Below are 15,262 nucleotides of genomic sequence, written 5' to 3'. Positions count from 1 at the left end.
TGATTCAAGTAACGGCTAATTATTGTGGTAACGTTTACACTGGCGCCGTTATCATTTGGCTAAGGAATTTTATTATGCAGACAGCAGGTATTGGATTAAGCACACTAGACTACGGGGTTTTTGCCTTGTATGTGCTAATCATAGTCACCGTTGGGCTTTGGGTATCCCGAGATAAAAATGGGCAGAAAAAAGGGACGAAAGATTATTTCCTTGCAGGAAAGACTTTGCCTTGGTGGGCAATAGGTTCCTCATTAATTGCAGCGAATATTTCTGCGGAACAATTTATTGGTATGTCAGGCTCGGGTTTCTCTATCGGGTTGGCTATCGCATCATATGAATGGATGGCTGCACTGACATTGATCATCGTGGCAAAATATTTTATGCCAGTCTTTATTGATAAAGGTATTTTTACCATCCCTGAATTTGTTGAAAAACGCTTCAATCGGACATTAAAAACCATTTTGGCTGTATTCTGGTTAGCACTGTTTATCTTTGTTAATTTAACATCTGTACTGTATCTTGGGGCTCTGGCTCTGCAAACTATTCTTGGTATCCCAATGCATTACGCGATTTTGGGGTTAGCTTTGTTTGCGGTGGTATATTCTCTTTATGGTGGTTTGTCCGCGGTGGCATGGACAGACGTTGTACAAGTATTCTTTTTGATCTTGGGTGGGTTCTTAACCACTATTATGGCGGTGAGTTATATCGGTGGTGATGCCGGTATTTTTGCCGGTATGAGTCGTATGGCGGATGAAGCGCCAGCTCACTTTGAAATGATTTTAAGTCCGGATAATCCACAGTTTAGTAACTTACCTGGTATTGCTGTTCTAATCGGTGGGTTATGGGTTGCTAACTTGTATTATTGGGGTTTTAACCAATATATTATTCAGCGTGCTTTAGCGGCTAAATCCATTGGTGAAGCACAAAAAGGGTTAGTTTTTGCCGCGTTTATGAAGTTGATTGTGCCTATACTCGTGGTTGTTCCGGGTATTGCTGCTTATGTTATCGTTTCTGATCCTGCGCTACTGGCAGGTTTAGGGGAAACGGCACAAGCACATATGCCTACATTAGCTCAGGCAGATAAAGCTTATCCTTGGTTAACACAATTCTTACCTGTTGGCGCAAAAGGTATTGTATTCGCTGCGTTGGCTGCTGCGATAGTATCTTCATTGGCTTCGATGCTGAACTCAGTGGCAACCATTTTCACGATGGATATCTATAAGGAATACATTGCACCTGCAACGGAAGATCATAAACTCGTGAATGTGGGGCGTATTAGTGCAGTTGTTGCACTGATTGTGGCTTGCTTTATTGCACCATTATTAGGCAACATTGGGCAAGCTTTCCAATATATTCAAGAATATACAGGGTTAGTTAGCCCAGGTATTTTAGCCGTATTCTTATTAGGTCTATTTTGGAAAAAAACCAATGCGAAAGGCGCAATCATCGGTGTTTTACTTTCCATTCCATTTGCATTGTTCCTGAAATTAATGCCTTTAGGCATGCCATTCCTTGATCAAATGATGTACACCTTCTTCTTTACTGCGGTAGTTATCGGGTTGATTAGTCTGACAACGTCAAAAGAGGATGATAGTAAAGGCGCAATAATTTTAACCTCAGAAACATTTAAAACATCAGCAGGTTTTAATATTGCATCGTATATCATTATGGTCATTCTATGTGCGCTGTATGCCTTGCTGTGGTAATTCATTAATATAAATGAATCATTATTTATCATGATCACAAAGGGCAGCCATCGAGCTGCCCTTTGGTTTTTTATCGATAAAAATTAAAACTTACAAACGCCACGTATATTGTGGCCAGTGATTTTCATTGGCAGCTTGAAGCAAGCGTGGGTCGCCGTTGACGATGAAAGTTTCGTCGGCAAATTGGCACATTGGTAGGTCATTGGCAGAATCAGTATAGAAATAAATGTAGGCATCTGTGATTGGTTGGTGAGCGAGCCATTGAGTCAAGCGCTTCACTTTGCCTTCTTTAAACGTTGGAATACCGTCAATTTCAGTGGAGTAACAGCCATTTGATTGCTTGATATCAATCCCCATCGCTACATCTGCACCGAGACGATCGGCGATTTTTTTCACAATAAACGAGACAGTTGCCGAGATCACAATGATCGGGATCCCTTGGGATCGGTAAGAGGCTACCGTGCTCAATCCCTCGGGATAAACACGAGGAATAATAATGGTATCCACAAAATCATCCAGCCATTGGTCAACTTGCTCTACCTTAATTCCATTCAGGGTTTGCAGGTTAAACTGCAAATAAGTCGCCATATCTAAATTGCCAGTATTGTACTGCTCCATCATAGCTTTATCTGCTTCGACAAAACGTGGGTCACTGATGATTTTTTTATCCCAAAGGTATTGGGTCCACAGCACACTGCTGTCTCCTTGGATCAGCGTATCGTCTAAATCAAAGATGGCTAATTGGTTTTGCATGGTATTCCTTTGGCTAACTAACTTAGAGCACGAATTTCATTTTTATTAAACATCAGTTCAAGGCGAGTGCCCGGTTCAAATAACCGTTCAGAAGAACGATTGAGTAAATCCACGGTCATATCTCCTGCAGGTGTATTCACGCTGTAGCGAATGATATTCCCTAATAATTGATGGTCAAGGATAACGGCATCAACTGGAGCCGAAATATGAGTGCCATACTGGCGTCCAACTTCCCGTACATAAATAGACTCAGGGCGAATAGCGAGCGTGCCGTTTAAATTCACGCCCAACATTCCATTGGCTTTTTCTGCATCAACTAAATTGTAATGCCCCATAAAACGCGCAACAAATTCCGTTGCGGGTTGAGTATAGATATTTTCTGCAGTATCGCTTTGAATAATTGCGCCTTTATTCATTAAAAAAATGCGGTCGGACATAATCATCGCTTCGTCTTGGTCGTGAGTAACGAAAATAGTGGTTAAACCTAATTCCCGCTGAATTTCACGAATTTGCTGACGCAGATGTTTACGAATACGGGCATCCAAGGCGGATAAAGGCTCATCAAGTAATAAAATTTGCGGCTTCATTACCAATGCGCGGGCGAGGGCAACACGTTGGCGCTGACCACCAGATAGTTGATGAGGATACTGGTTTTCTTTGCCTTGCAGTTCCACCATCTCAATGACATCCGCAACGGCTTTTTCTCTTTCTTGCCCAGAGACTTTGCGCATTTTCAACCCAAAGGCGATATTCTCCGCAACGGTCATATTGGGGAACAATGCGTAGCTTTGGAACACCATTCCGACACCGCGCTGTTGAGCTGGCTGATGGGTAATATTTTGGCGATTAATATACAGCTCACCGCTATCGGGTTGTTCCAGACCCGCGATGCAGCGCAGTAGGGTAGATTTTCCACAGCCACTTGGACCGAGTAGAGTAATAAACTCCCCTTTTTCGACCGTAAACTGGATATCAGAGAATACCTGATTCTGACCAAAGGATTTTGTTAAGTTTTCAGCAATGACGTAGCTCATTGTTCATCTCCAGCACGGTTTAATCGCGTTGCTAACCAAGTGAGCAGCAACGTAAAAATGAAATAGGACATCACCAATGCAGAAGTAAAGTGTCCGCTAGTTTGGCGCATATTAAACAGATAAATTTGCAGGGTTTCATAACGGGTACCGACCAAGATATTGGCAAATACAAACTCGCCCATTAGAAATGAGAATGAAATCAGCAGGGAAACTAACAATCCTTTTCGGATATTGGGTAGCACAATCATTAAGAAGGCTTTGAAAGTACTGGCACCTAACAGATGTGCGGCATCCATTAAGTCATGAAGATTAATACCTTGAAAACTGTTCGCCAGTGCACGGTACATAAAAGGCAGCGTAATGGTGAAATAAGTTCCGATTAAAATCCACGGGGTTCCCACCAACATGAACGGCTCATCAGCAAAGATTTGCAATAAACCCACCGAAGAAACCACCGGAGGGATCGCGAATGGCAAAATGATCAGTAAATCCATCACGCCTTTCAGCTTTGGAAAACGGTAAAACACCGCAAAGGTCATCGGTAAGATCACTAAGGTACTGATCAATAACGTACCAAAACAGATCAGTAGCGATCGCCCAAATGCCATTAAAAATCGTGGATCTTGCCACAGTTGCAGATACCATTTTACGGATAATGCATCAGGTAAAATGGTCGCACCCCACGAACTCGAAATGGAGTAAATAAACGTGGCAATAATTGGCAAGGCGAGGATAGCAGCCACACTGCTCAGCACGATTTTATGAAACAGTAAGCTCGGCGTTTTTGAGGTACGGAGATTAGGACTTAGCATGGTAGCTCCGCTTTAATAGCCAATGGTGGATAGCCGTAATGAAACCTAGAATAGCAATCAGCAGTACAGAAATTGCCGCAGCCATATTGGGTTCGAGGAAAAGATCACCGGAAACCAAGCTGGCAATACGGATGGTAACAAGATTGTAGTTACCGCTGGTTAATGCGTAAGTGCTGGCATAAGCCCCCACCGCATTTGCCACGAGAATAATAAAAGTACCGAGCAATGCGGGAGCTATCACCGGAATTCCCACTTTCATCCAGTACGTGAACTTACTGGCTCCCATGGTTTTGGCGGCATCTTCCCATTCAGGTTTAAGGGCATCAAACGCAGGGTATAGCAATAAAACACCCAGCGGGATTTGAAAGTAGATATACAGCAGCATTAACCCACTGGCGCTATAAATATTAAAATCATCAATCCATCCCCACGCTTTTAATTGCAGAGTAATTGCACCGTTGAAGCCCAAAATGATGATAAAGGCGAAAGCCAGAGGTACGCCACTAAAGTTGCTCGCCATTGTCGTAAATGAAATCATCAAATTGCGTACTTTTCCCTGCATTTTGTAGATGGAAAAAGCGGTGATGCTGGCTATCAATAAACCAACCACGCTGCAAATTAAGGATAGCCAAATCGTATTTTCAAAAGCTTGCAGATAAAAATCATTAGTGAAGATTTCAAAGTAATTATCGAAAGACCAAGCTTCTTCATAAATGAAGCTGTTAAACAGCACCCAAATCATAGGGGCAATTTGGAATAAGCAAAACAGTAGGATGAACGGCACGATTAACAGTGCGGCTTGCCAATGAAAACGCGCGAATGGTTTTTTAGTCATTATTATGCCCTCCGTTTTTGGATGGGTCTGTGCGCAGTCGGCGGGGATATCAGCCATGAGTCACCTCGGTGAGTAAGTCATCACAAACAGTTTTGTTTGGATGGGGAACATCAAGTAACTGGCAAATTGTGCCGCAAATAGCCGTTTGCTCAATTGCAGCATGAGATTGATGGGAAAAATGGTTACCAATGGTGAATAACGGGATTTCGCGTTCTTCGGGTAAAATTCCACCATGGCTACGATCGTTATTCATGCCGTGATCGCTGGTAATTATGATTTGATAACCTTGTTCCATCCACGCAGGTATGTAGTGGGATAGGGTCACGTCAGCTTTACGGGCCACATTACGATATTGTGGGGAATCAAAACCAAATTTGTGCCCAGTATCGTCAATGTTCATTGGATGGATTAATAAAAAATCTGGGGAATACTGGGTTCGTAAATACTCTGCATCCATAAACAGGTGGTCATCGGGATAATGGTCAGCTTGGTAAAAGCAGCCATATTGAATCGGTAACTGTGTATCGTGGGTAAAGCGGTCGCGGTTGGCATCAAAAGGAGCTCGATTATACAATTCGCTGACCCAATAATAAGCCGCTGCTGCCGTGATTTTCCCGGCTTTATGAGCCAGGGAAAAAATACTGTCAAAGTGAGATAAGCGCACAATCTCGTTGTTGACGATGCCACTTTTGACCGGAGGTACACCCGTTAAAATACATTCGTATAACGGGCGCGACATGGATGGGAGCTCACACTCCATTTTATAAAGTGTTGCACTACCGGTTTTGATAAGACCATTGAGATAGCCCATGCATTGATGGGCTACTGAATAACTTAAACCGTCTAGAACAACAAGTATGACTTTCTCAGACATCAGACTGTTGCTTCCTAAATTATTGCTGGTGGATCAGCACTTGTTGCTGCCACATTTTTGGTAAATTACGTGATGATTTTTCCCACGCTTGCGCATCTTTAATTGGGTGAACATTTTTGTATTGCTCATCCGGTAACAGTTTGGCTTGAATATCTGCTGGCAGCGTAAGGTATTGAGCACGAATTGGACGTGCATAACCTTCGGCAAGGTTGATTTGGCCTTTATCGCTGAAGATAAATTCACGGGCTAACTTAGCGGCATTTGGGTTTTTGGCGTATTTATTGATGATGGTGGTGTAACCCGAAATGACGCTACCATCGGATGGGATCACGACGATAAAGCGGTCGCGGTTGATTTGGTCACGGTAATTCAATGCGTTGAAATCCCAAAGAATACCGACTTCGACTTCGCCTTTTTCGATGTTAGCTACGGTTGGATCATTGACGGAAAGTCTTTTTTGTTTTGCGAGTTCACCGAAAAATTCAATGGCAGGTTGCAGGTTATTTTCATCGCCCCCACGTGCAAAAGCGGCAGCTAAGACGGCATTATTTGCTTGGGCTGCGATCCCCACATCACCCACAGTAACTTTGTATTTGCCTTTTAGCAGGTCGTCCCAACTTGCCGGGGCTTCTTTGACTAAATCTTTGTTAATCATAAAAGCGATAGTTCCGGTATACGCCAGTGCCCAATGGCCATCTTTATCTTTTGCCCAATCAGGAACTTGTGACCAAGTCGTCGGTTTATAAGGTTGTGTTACCCCTTTTTGTACCGCTACGGGACCAAAAGAGGCACCGACATCGCCGATATCTGCCGTTGCATTACTTTTTTCAGCGGCAAATTTCGCGATTTCTTGTGCGGAGCTCATATCGGTATCTTGGTGTTTTAAGCCGTACTGGCTGGATAAATCTTGCCATGTGCCTTTCCAGTTTGCCCATGTATCAGGCATCCCCACGCTATAAACTTGACCTTCTTTCTTTGCTGCTTCGATAAGTTTGGTTAAATCGCTGTCTGCTGCAAAAGCCATTTGAGACGCGCTGAGTGACAGTAAAATTGCCGGTACGATAGCTTTCATTTTATTTATCTCTATAAGAGGAGCCGTATTGGTTGCTTAGCATGCTAATTTTTGAAGGTGACAATGAGTTGACGGTTGTGTGACACTTTTTGTACATCGTGACTTTAAAATGTCTAAAAAGTGTCAAACTGCACAAACTAAGATGACGAATAAAACGGTTATGTGACAATCTATAAAACAAGCGTATCTTTAACGGCAACAAAAGGATCTAATACAGATATTAACGATGAATAAATTCACATTAGCAGGAACGGAAAGTGGCTGGTGGTTTGTCTGTTTTGCCGGTCGTTTATGGCTGCCAAAAGGGGATGTACCGAGAGGAAATGCCAACCAGTATGGGTTAACCGGAAAAGTGGCAACGCCAATTGGTGAGTGGCAAGGCGAAGTAGTTTGGCTGATAGCAGAAAAAATGCCAGCAGATATGGGATCTCCACGGATGGTAACCGCTCAAGATGAAGGCTTATTTCGCTTGGCGGGACGCGGAGTACAGCTGGCTGAGTTTTATCGTTCACACCGTTATTGCGGTTATTGTGGTACCGCAATGCGCCATAGCCCAACAGAATGGGCATGCTTATGTGACCATTGTCATGAACGTTATTATCCACAAATAGCACCTTGCATTATTGTGGGTATCCGCCGTGATGACCATATCTTGCTGGCTCAACATCGCCGTCATTCGCAAAATCCACTATTTACAGTGCTTGCGGGTTTTGTCGAAGTTGGGGAAACGCTAGAAGAGGCCGTTGCTCGTGAAGTGATGGAAGAGAGCAATATTAAGGTTCGTAATATTCGCTATGTTTCCTCCCAACCTTGGCCATTCCCACATTCATTAATGATGGGTTTTTTAGCCGATTATGATAGTGGCGATATTAAGGTCGATCCGAATGAACTGATTCGTGCCGATTGGTATCACTATAACGATCTGCCAATGATCCCACCGGGAGATACCATCGCAAGGCGTTTGATTGAAGATACTGTGGTTTTATGCCGTCAATATGATGAAGAGAATCGCTAAAGGCAGGATCGCTGATATTGTTTCCCTTTGCTGATATAATGCGGCGCCTTAGCCATTTGCGGCGGCCACAATAATAATGGAGTAAATAATGACTGAGTTAAAAAATGACCGCTATCTACGTGCGTTGCTACGTCAGCCTGTAGATGTAACCCCAGTATGGATGATGCGTCAAGCCGGGCGTTACCTACCAGAATATAAAGCAACCCGCGCAGAAGCTGGTGATTTTATTGCTTTGTGTAAAAATACTGAGTTAGCGTGTGAAGTCACGTTACAGCCACTTCGTCGTTTTCCATTAGACGCCGCAATTTTATTCTCTGATATTTTAACTATCCCTGATGCAATGGGGCTTGGGCTTTATTTCGAAACTGGGGAAGGTCCTCGTTTTGAAAAGCCAATCAAGAATGCCGCAGATGTTAAAAATATCCCTATTCCCGATCCAGAAATGGAACTTGGCTATGTGATGGATGCGGTGCGCGCGATCCGTAAGGCACTGAATGGGGATGTCCCGCTGATTGGTTTCTCCGGAAGCCCATGGACATTAGCAACTTATATGGTCGAAGGCGGTAGCAGTAAAGCATTCACTAAAATCAAAAAAATGATGTATGAAGATCCAACGACGCTGCATCTGCTTCTTGATAAGTTAGCGGATAGCGTGATTTTGTATCTGAACGCACAAATCCGTGCAGGTGCACAATCGCTGATGATTTTTGATACATGGGGCGGAGTGCTGACCAAGCGTGATTATCTGCAATTCTCCCTGCACTACATGCATAAAATTGTTGATGGTTTAATTCGTGAAAATGACGGTCGCCGTGTGCCTGTAACGTTATTTACTAAGGGTGGCGGTCAATGGTTAGAAGAGATGGCAGCAACAGGTTGTGATGCACTCGGTCTGGACTGGACAACTGAAATTGCAGATGCCCGTCGCCGTGTTGGGGATAAAGTGGCTCTACAAGGTAATATGGATCCTTCAATGTTATATGCGCCTCCTGCTCGTATTGAAGAAGAAGTGCAGCATATTCTAAAAGGCTTCGGTCAAGGAGAAGGGCACGTCTTCAACTTAGGACATGGTATCCATCAAGACGTTCAGCCGGAGCATGCGGGTACTTTTGTCGATGCAGTGCACCGTTTTTCCCGCCAGTACCATCAGTAGATAGAACGCAGGTTCTATCTCACTTTGCATCTCAAAATGAATGGTGTATTTACAGCGTGTTGTAAATACACCATTAGCATCTATGATTAAAACTCACTAAGCAGCGGTCGTACTATGGTTTTAGATACTCAGCAATTACGGCAACAGCAAACCCAGCTAGCACAACGCATCATTTTACAGGATGATTTTGCGACTCCCCATTTTATTGGTGGAGCAGATGTTGGATTTGAGCAGGATGGGGCTATCACTCGTGCAGTGATTGTCGTGCTGTCATGGCCTGAACTTAAATTGATTGAGTATCAAATCGCACGTATACCAACACAATTGCCTTATATTCCGGGGTTACTCTCTTTTCGTGAGGTTCCTGGGCTAATGGCGGCTTGGTCGCAAATAAAGCAGAAACCTGATTTAGTGCTGGTGGATGGGCAAGGTATTGCGCATCCTCGGCGTTTCGGTGTGGCGTGTCACTTTGGATTACTTGCGGATGTTCCCACCATTGGGGTTGCAAAAAGCCGATTATGTGGTGATAACGTCGAGCTTGATCCTGAACCTGAAAGTGTCCAAATGTTAAGGTTGGGGGATGAACAGCTCGGATGGGTATATCGGAGTAAAAAACGCTGTAATCCTTTATATGTTTCACCGGGTCACAAAGTGAGTTTTATTTCCTCGCTAGCATGGGTAAAAGGGTGTATTCAAGGGTATAGATTACCAGAACCCACCCGTATGGCTGACGGAATCGCTTCGAATCGAACGTTTTTTAAGCGAATGAATGAGAAAATTGGCTAATTATCAGCAAAATATGTGGCATTGGCTGATTTTCAGGTAAACTGCGAAGTATTAAGATTGATGAGTCAGAAATTATGTTAAGAAATCCTATTCATTTGAGGTTGGAGAAGCTAGAAGCCTGGCAGCATATGACATTTATGGCATGCCTGTGCGAAAGAATGTATCCCAACTATCAGATGTTTTGTCAGCAAACTGAATTTGCTGATGCGAAGGTTTATCGCTCCATTCTAGATTTAGTTTGGGAAACCTTGGTTATCAAAGATAGCAAAGTCAATTTCGACAGTCAGTTAGAAAAGTTAGAAGAAATTATTCCAGTAGCTGATGACTTCGATATGTATGGTGTGTATCCCGCTATCGACGCTTGCATTGCTTTAGGTGAACTCGTTCATGCAAAACTGAGTGGCGAAACGCTTGAGCACGCAATTTTAGTGAGTGAAGCCTCCATCCGTACAGTTGCCATGCTTGAAATGACCCAAGCAGGGCGGGAAATGACTGATGAAGAATTAAAAGATGTGCCTGCTGTAGAAGAAGAGTGGGACATTCAATGGGATATTTTCCGTTTATTGGCAGCTTGCGAAGAACGGGACTTAGAATTAATTAAAGGATTAAAATCTGACCTCCGCGAAGCGGGTGTCAGCAACATTGGCATCACTGTAGACTAAAATTTGCGTTTTTATGCGTGAAAACGTGACTTGAAGCAGTAATGCTGTGTACTAAGACTTCACATTTACCCCTACTCTGGTCTACATTGAGGGGCGAGAAGAAGTGGCTATCGGGGGCGTGTATCAGGGCTGTCAATCTGGCATATCCGACGCACTCGATGCTTTGCAAACGATAAACACACTGTGTAAGGATAATTTATGAACAAGACTGAATTAGTTGATGCTATCGCAGAATCTACAGATCTGACTAAAACCCAAGCTAAATCAGCTCTGGAAGCGACTCTGAGCGCTATTTCAGATTCACTGAAAAAAGGCGAAGCAGTACAACTGGTCGGTTTCGGTACTTTTAAAGTTAGCCACCGTGCAGCACGTACCGGTCGTAACCCACAAACTAAAGCAGAAATTCAAATTCCTGCGACAACTGTACCTGCTTTCTCTGCCGGTAAAGCATTGAAAGACGCTGTAAAATAAGTACATTGTCTATAAGAGTTATCAGAGGGGGTATTACATTATCCCCTTTGTTTATTCGCAAAAGGTTGCTGGTATTGGGAGCTATCTCAATGCTAAGCGCCTGTTCTTCTCATTCGCCTCAATTACCTGAGTTTAGCGCGAGTGGATTTATTGCCGATGATGGCGTGATCCGAATGTGGCGACTCAACGATGCGAAAAGTCAGCCGTTGGTCTTAATGGTGGTGTATAGCCCCTTTAAACGAACTGACACTTCAGTCAATTTTTTTGAGTATCGTGATGGTCAACTTTGGCAGATCCGCAGCCAGGTCTTAAACCAAGGCGACAACAATATCACCGAGCAATTGCGATTTAATAAAGACAATGAAATTGTGTTTATGCAGCGAGCTCAAAAAAATATCAAATCCCCACTTTCTCCTGATGAAATTAACCGTTGGCGCTTTGAAGCTGGACGGATCCTCGATGTGAATACGGCTTTAATTGTTGGCGGCGTAGAACTGCACCAAGGTCACTGGCAGCAAGGTAAAATTACCACTTGTAGCGGCGAAGAACGAAAAGTAACGTTCGAACCTTATGCACAAAAATGGTTGGATGACCGCGCGAAAGTGTGGACTAAAGAGCTGAATTTAGCTTGGTTGGAGTCGCCAGAAGGGAATCAGCTTTTGATGGTGGCGGATACTAACTTCTGCAATTGGCAACCTTCTAAAGATAGTTTATAAATAACCGCTCGTCGTCTTTCAAATCCTAGCGTTGTTGGCTTCGGTGACTTAACCCAGTCACATAGTTATCTATGCTCCTGGGCATAAGTAACCTTGCCGCCTAGCTATGCTTCGAAATACTTAGAGCCATTGGCTGGGTGAAGGTCAAAGGCAAAAACAAGAAACAGAAAAGCAAAAAGCTGATAAAAGTTTTCTCTTATCAGCTTGTGGGTTATTTGTTTCTATTATTTGTTTCTATTATTTGTTTTATTACTTAATGCGGGCGATGGCGCGGTAGCCGATGTCGTTACGATAGAAACTGTCAGACCAATTGATGGTTTTGGCAACTTCATAAGCTTTAGCTTGGGCTTTTGCGATGTCGTTACCTAATGCAGTTACGCATAGAACGCGCCCACCGGCAGTAACGACTTCACCTGCTTGATTTAACTTGGTACCCGCGTGGAATACTTTACTATCAGCAGCCTCGCTGGTTGGTAAACCAGAAATGACATCGCCGTTGCGATAATCACCCGGATAACCACCGGCGGCGATAACAACGCCTAGAGCAGGGCGTTCATCCCATAGGGAATCTTTACCTGCTAACTCACCTTTAGCGCCCGCTAAACACAGTGCAACTAAATCAGACTGCAAGCGCATCATAATTGGCTGAGTTTCAGGATCACCAAAGCGGCAGTTAAATTCAATGACTTTCGGATTTCCGGCTTTATCAATCATCAAACCTGCATATAAGAAGCCTTGATAACGATTATCTTCCTGATCCATTCCTTTGACCGTAGGGTAAATCACTTGCTCCATGACTCGCTGATGAACTTCATCAGTCACGACAGGTGCTGGAGAATAAGCGCCCATTCCGCCAGTATTTAAACCTGTATCACCGTCACCAACACGTTTATGATCTTGGCTGGTTGCCATTGGAATGACATTTTCACCATCAACCATCACGATAAAACTGGCTTCTTCACCATCGAGAAACTCCTCGATAACGATACGATGACCCGCGTCACCAAAGGCATTTCCAGCCAGCATATCGTGCACCGCATCTTTAGCTTCTTGCAGTGTCATCGCAACGATAACGCCTTTACCTGCGGCAAGGCCATCAGCTTTAATAACAATCGGTGCGCCGACTTTATCTAAGTACGCGAGAGCGGGCTCAACTTCAGTAAAGTTTTCATACGCTGCTGTTGGAATATTATGGCGAGCTAAGAAATCTTTGGTAAAGGCTTTTGAGCCCTCAAGTTGTGCAGCACCTTGAGTTGGACCAAAAATTGTGAGTCCAGCTTGCTTGAATGCATCAACAACACCAATAACTAAAGGCGCTTCAGGACCTACGATGGTCAAGCCAATTTGTTTATCCTTGGCAAATTGAAGTAGTCCATCGATATCCGTCGCTGAAATATCAACATTCTCTAACGCTGGCTCAATCGCTGTTCCTGCATTACCTGGAGCAACATAAACTTTGTCTGCTAAAGGTGATTGTGCTGCTTTCCACGCTAAAGCATGTTCACGACCGCCGCCACCAATAATCAATATATTCATAAAAACCCCTAAGAATTAATGACGGAAATGACGCATGTTAGTAAAGATCATTGCGATGCCATGTTCATTAGCCGCATCGATGATTTCATTATCACGGATAGAGCCACCAGGTTGGATAACACACGTTACACCAACTGCGGCAGCGGCATCAATACCATCACGGAATGGGAAGAATGCATCAGATGCCATTGCACAGCCCGCGACTTCTAAACCTTCATCCGCAGCTTTGATGCCTGCGATCTTCGCGGAGTACACACGGCTCATTTGCCCTGCGCCAATTCCGATAGTCATATCATTCTTAGAATAAACAATTGCATTCGACTTCACGAATTTAGCCACTTTCCAGCAGAATAGGGCATCTTTTAATTCACGCTCAGTCGGCTGACGTTTAGTCACCACACGCAAATCGTCGGCGGTTACCATGCCTAAGTCACGGTCTTGTACTAATAAGCCACCGTTAACACGTTTGAAATCTAAGCCTGCAACTGGCTTGCTCCATTCTCCGCAAACTAAAACGCGAACGTTCTGTTTTGTTGCTAATGAAGGAAGCGCATCTTCAGCAATAGAAGGTGCGATAATCACTTCCACAAATTGGCGTTCAATAATGGCTTCCGCTGTCGCTTTATCTAATTGGCGGTTAAACGCAATAATGCCACCGAATGCGGAGGTAGGATCAGTTTTGAATGCTTTATCGTAAGCGGTATGAATATTATCGCCAATTGCTACGCCACAAGGGTTAGCGTGCTTAACAATTACGCAGGCTGGTTCGTCGAAAGATTTGACACATTCAAGAGCGGCATCGGTATCAGCAATATTATTATAAGAAAGCGCTTTACCTTGAATTTGTGTCGCAGTAGCGATTGACGCTTCCTTCGGATTCTCTTCTATATAGAAAGCGGCATCTTGATGGCTGTTTTCACCATAACGCATATCTTGCTTTTTAATGAAGTTAAGATTCAAGGTACGAGGAAAGCGACCCGATGGCTGAGAAGTGTCACCATGGTAAGGTGCAACGAGCTCACCAAAGTAGTTAGCAATCATGCTGTCATAAGCGGCAGTATGTTCAAATGCTTTAATTGCTAAGTCAAAACGTGTTGACCAATTTAAAGAGTTTTCGTAGTTATCCATCTCTTCAATGACTGTATTGTAATCATTGCTATTTACGACGATGGCAACGTCTTTATGGTTCTTAGCGGCGGAGCGAACCATGGTTGGACCGCCGATATCAATATTCTCAACGGCATCTTCTAATGTGCAGTTTGGTTTTGCTACGGTTTGAGCAAAAGGATAGAGGTTTACAACCACCATATCGATAGGGGCAATATCATGTTCTTGCATGATTGTGTCATCGGTACCACGACGACCTAAGATCCCACCGTGAACTTTAGGGTGCAGAGTCTTAACACGACCATCCATCATTTCAGGAAAACCGGTGTAATCCGAAACTTCAGTGACCTTTAGGCCTTGCTCTGCTAATAACTTTGCGGTTCCACCAGTAGAAAGCAGTTCAACACCACGCTGAGAAAGCGCCTTAGCGAATTCAACAACCCCTGTTTTATCAGAGACACTGAGCAGGGCACGACGAATAGGACGAAGCTGTTGCATGAGAGAGATCCCTTGGATTTGGATAAAGAAAGCAATATCTATATATAAGTCACTAACAATTTCAGAGCATCAAAATAAAATCAATGCTGAATTTTCGCGCCAATTGTAGCGCAAACGTTTGCGTAATGCGCGAACTATTTTAACTATTTTTCATCATTGTGGATAACTCTGTGTGTAAATCGGTATAAATAGGGGTTTTGCTGTGGAATGCAGCAGTTGAATCAAAAAATGC

The 15,262-nt window shown here is 43.7% G+C and carries 15 protein-coding genes; 7 read left to right on the top strand and 8 right to left on the bottom strand.

Annotated features, from left to right (window positions below; genetic code table 11):
* Nucleotides 1–74: 74 nt before the first annotated feature.
* Nucleotides 75–1,706, top strand: coding sequence for a sodium/sugar symporter (locus PR761_RS16520; RefSeq protein ID WP_154610848.1), 1,632 nt, complete (start codon nt 75–77; stop codon nt 1,704–1,706).
* A gap of 90 nt (nt 1,707–1,796) precedes the next feature.
* On the opposite strand, the gene PR761_RS16515 is transcribed toward PR761_RS16520, so the two are convergent.
* Genes PR761_RS16515 through PR761_RS16490 form a run of 6 tightly spaced genes read right to left on the bottom strand, consistent with a single transcriptional unit; the run spans nt 1,797 to nt 7,086 of the window.
* Nucleotides 1,797–2,459 (bottom strand): HAD family hydrolase, encoded by a 663-nt coding sequence (locus PR761_RS16515; protein WP_112836029.1) that lies wholly within the window; start codon nt 2,457–2,459, stop codon nt 1,797–1,799.
* Between the two features lie 17 nt (nt 2,460–2,476).
* Entirely contained in the window at nt 2,477–3,493 is a 1,017-nt protein-coding gene (locus tag PR761_RS16510) for an ABC transporter ATP-binding protein (RefSeq protein WP_006813662.1), read from the bottom strand.
* Nucleotides 3,490–4,305, bottom strand: coding sequence for an ABC transporter permease (locus PR761_RS16505; RefSeq protein ID WP_115163902.1), 816 nt, complete (start codon nt 4,303–4,305; stop codon nt 3,490–3,492). Before PR761_RS16505 ends, PR761_RS16510 begins: the two co-directional genes overlap by 4 nt.
* Nucleotides 4,292–5,197, bottom strand: coding sequence for an ABC transporter permease (locus PR761_RS16500; RefSeq protein WP_154610847.1), 906 nt, complete (start codon nt 5,195–5,197; stop codon nt 4,292–4,294). The genes PR761_RS16505 and PR761_RS16500 overlap by 14 nt, the downstream gene beginning before the upstream one ends.
* Nucleotides 5,190–6,014, bottom strand: a complete 825-nt coding sequence (locus PR761_RS16495) for an alkaline phosphatase family protein (protein ID WP_006813659.1) — start codon at nt 6,012–6,014, stop codon at nt 5,190–5,192. Before PR761_RS16495 ends, PR761_RS16500 begins: the two co-directional genes overlap by 8 nt.
* A gap of 19 nt (nt 6,015–6,033) precedes the next feature.
* The gene (locus PR761_RS16490) at nt 6,034–7,086 is read right to left on the bottom strand and encodes an ABC transporter substrate-binding protein (protein ID WP_006813658.1); all 1,053 of its coding nucleotides are present in this window, start codon (nt 7,084–7,086) and stop codon (nt 6,034–6,036) included.
* A gap of 226 nt (nt 7,087–7,312) precedes the next feature.
* Here PR761_RS16490 and nudC point away from each other — a divergent pair, with 226 nt between their 5' ends.
* From nudC to PR761_RS16460, 6 genes are all read left to right on the top strand, one after another.
* Entirely contained in the window at nt 7,313–8,101 is a 789-nt protein-coding gene (gene nudC, locus PR761_RS16485) for an NAD(+) diphosphatase (protein WP_006813657.1), read from the top strand.
* An 88-nt stretch (nt 8,102–8,189) separates the two neighbouring features.
* On the top strand, nt 8,190–9,254 hold the full coding sequence (hemE, locus tag PR761_RS16480) for a uroporphyrinogen decarboxylase (protein WP_006813656.1): 1,065 nt from the start codon (nt 8,190–8,192) through the stop codon (nt 9,252–9,254).
* Nucleotides 9,255–9,368: 114 nt separating this feature from the next.
* Entirely contained in the window at nt 9,369–10,040 is a 672-nt protein-coding gene (nfi, locus tag PR761_RS16475; protein ID WP_006813655.1) for a deoxyribonuclease V, read from the top strand.
* A gap of 74 nt (nt 10,041–10,114) precedes the next feature.
* Entirely contained in the window at nt 10,115–10,702 is a 588-nt protein-coding gene (locus PR761_RS16470; RefSeq protein WP_006813654.1) for a YjaG family protein, read from the top strand.
* A gap of 198 nt (nt 10,703–10,900) precedes the next feature.
* Nucleotides 10,901–11,173, top strand: a complete 273-nt coding sequence (locus PR761_RS16465) for an HU family DNA-binding protein (protein WP_006813653.1) — start codon at nt 10,901–10,903, stop codon at nt 11,171–11,173.
* Nucleotides 11,174–11,262: 89 nt separating this feature from the next.
* Nucleotides 11,263–11,889, top strand: coding sequence for a DUF1481 domain-containing protein (locus PR761_RS16460; RefSeq protein WP_154610845.1), 627 nt, complete (start codon nt 11,263–11,265; stop codon nt 11,887–11,889).
* 249 nt (nt 11,890–12,138) lie between these two features.
* Here PR761_RS16460 and purD read toward each other — a convergent pair whose 3' ends face one another.
* Both purD and purH read right to left on the bottom strand, forming a co-directional pair.
* Nucleotides 12,139–13,425, bottom strand: a complete 1,287-nt coding sequence (gene purD / locus PR761_RS16455; protein ID WP_154610844.1) for a phosphoribosylamine--glycine ligase — start codon at nt 13,423–13,425, stop codon at nt 12,139–12,141.
* A 15-nt stretch (nt 13,426–13,440) separates the two neighbouring features.
* Nucleotides 13,441–15,030, bottom strand: coding sequence for a bifunctional phosphoribosylaminoimidazolecarboxamide formyltransferase/IMP cyclohydrolase (gene purH, locus PR761_RS16450; protein ID WP_039854505.1), 1,590 nt, complete (start codon nt 15,028–15,030; stop codon nt 13,441–13,443).
* Nucleotides 15,031–15,262 lie beyond the last annotated feature (232 nt).

This window comes from Providencia sp. PROV210, from assembly GCF_028479445.1.
Classification (GTDB): Bacteria; Pseudomonadota; Gammaproteobacteria; order Enterobacterales; family Enterobacteriaceae; genus Providencia; species Providencia rustigianii.
Note: the sequence above shows the minus strand (reverse complement) of the source record. Positions and strands in the feature narration are given on the sequence as shown.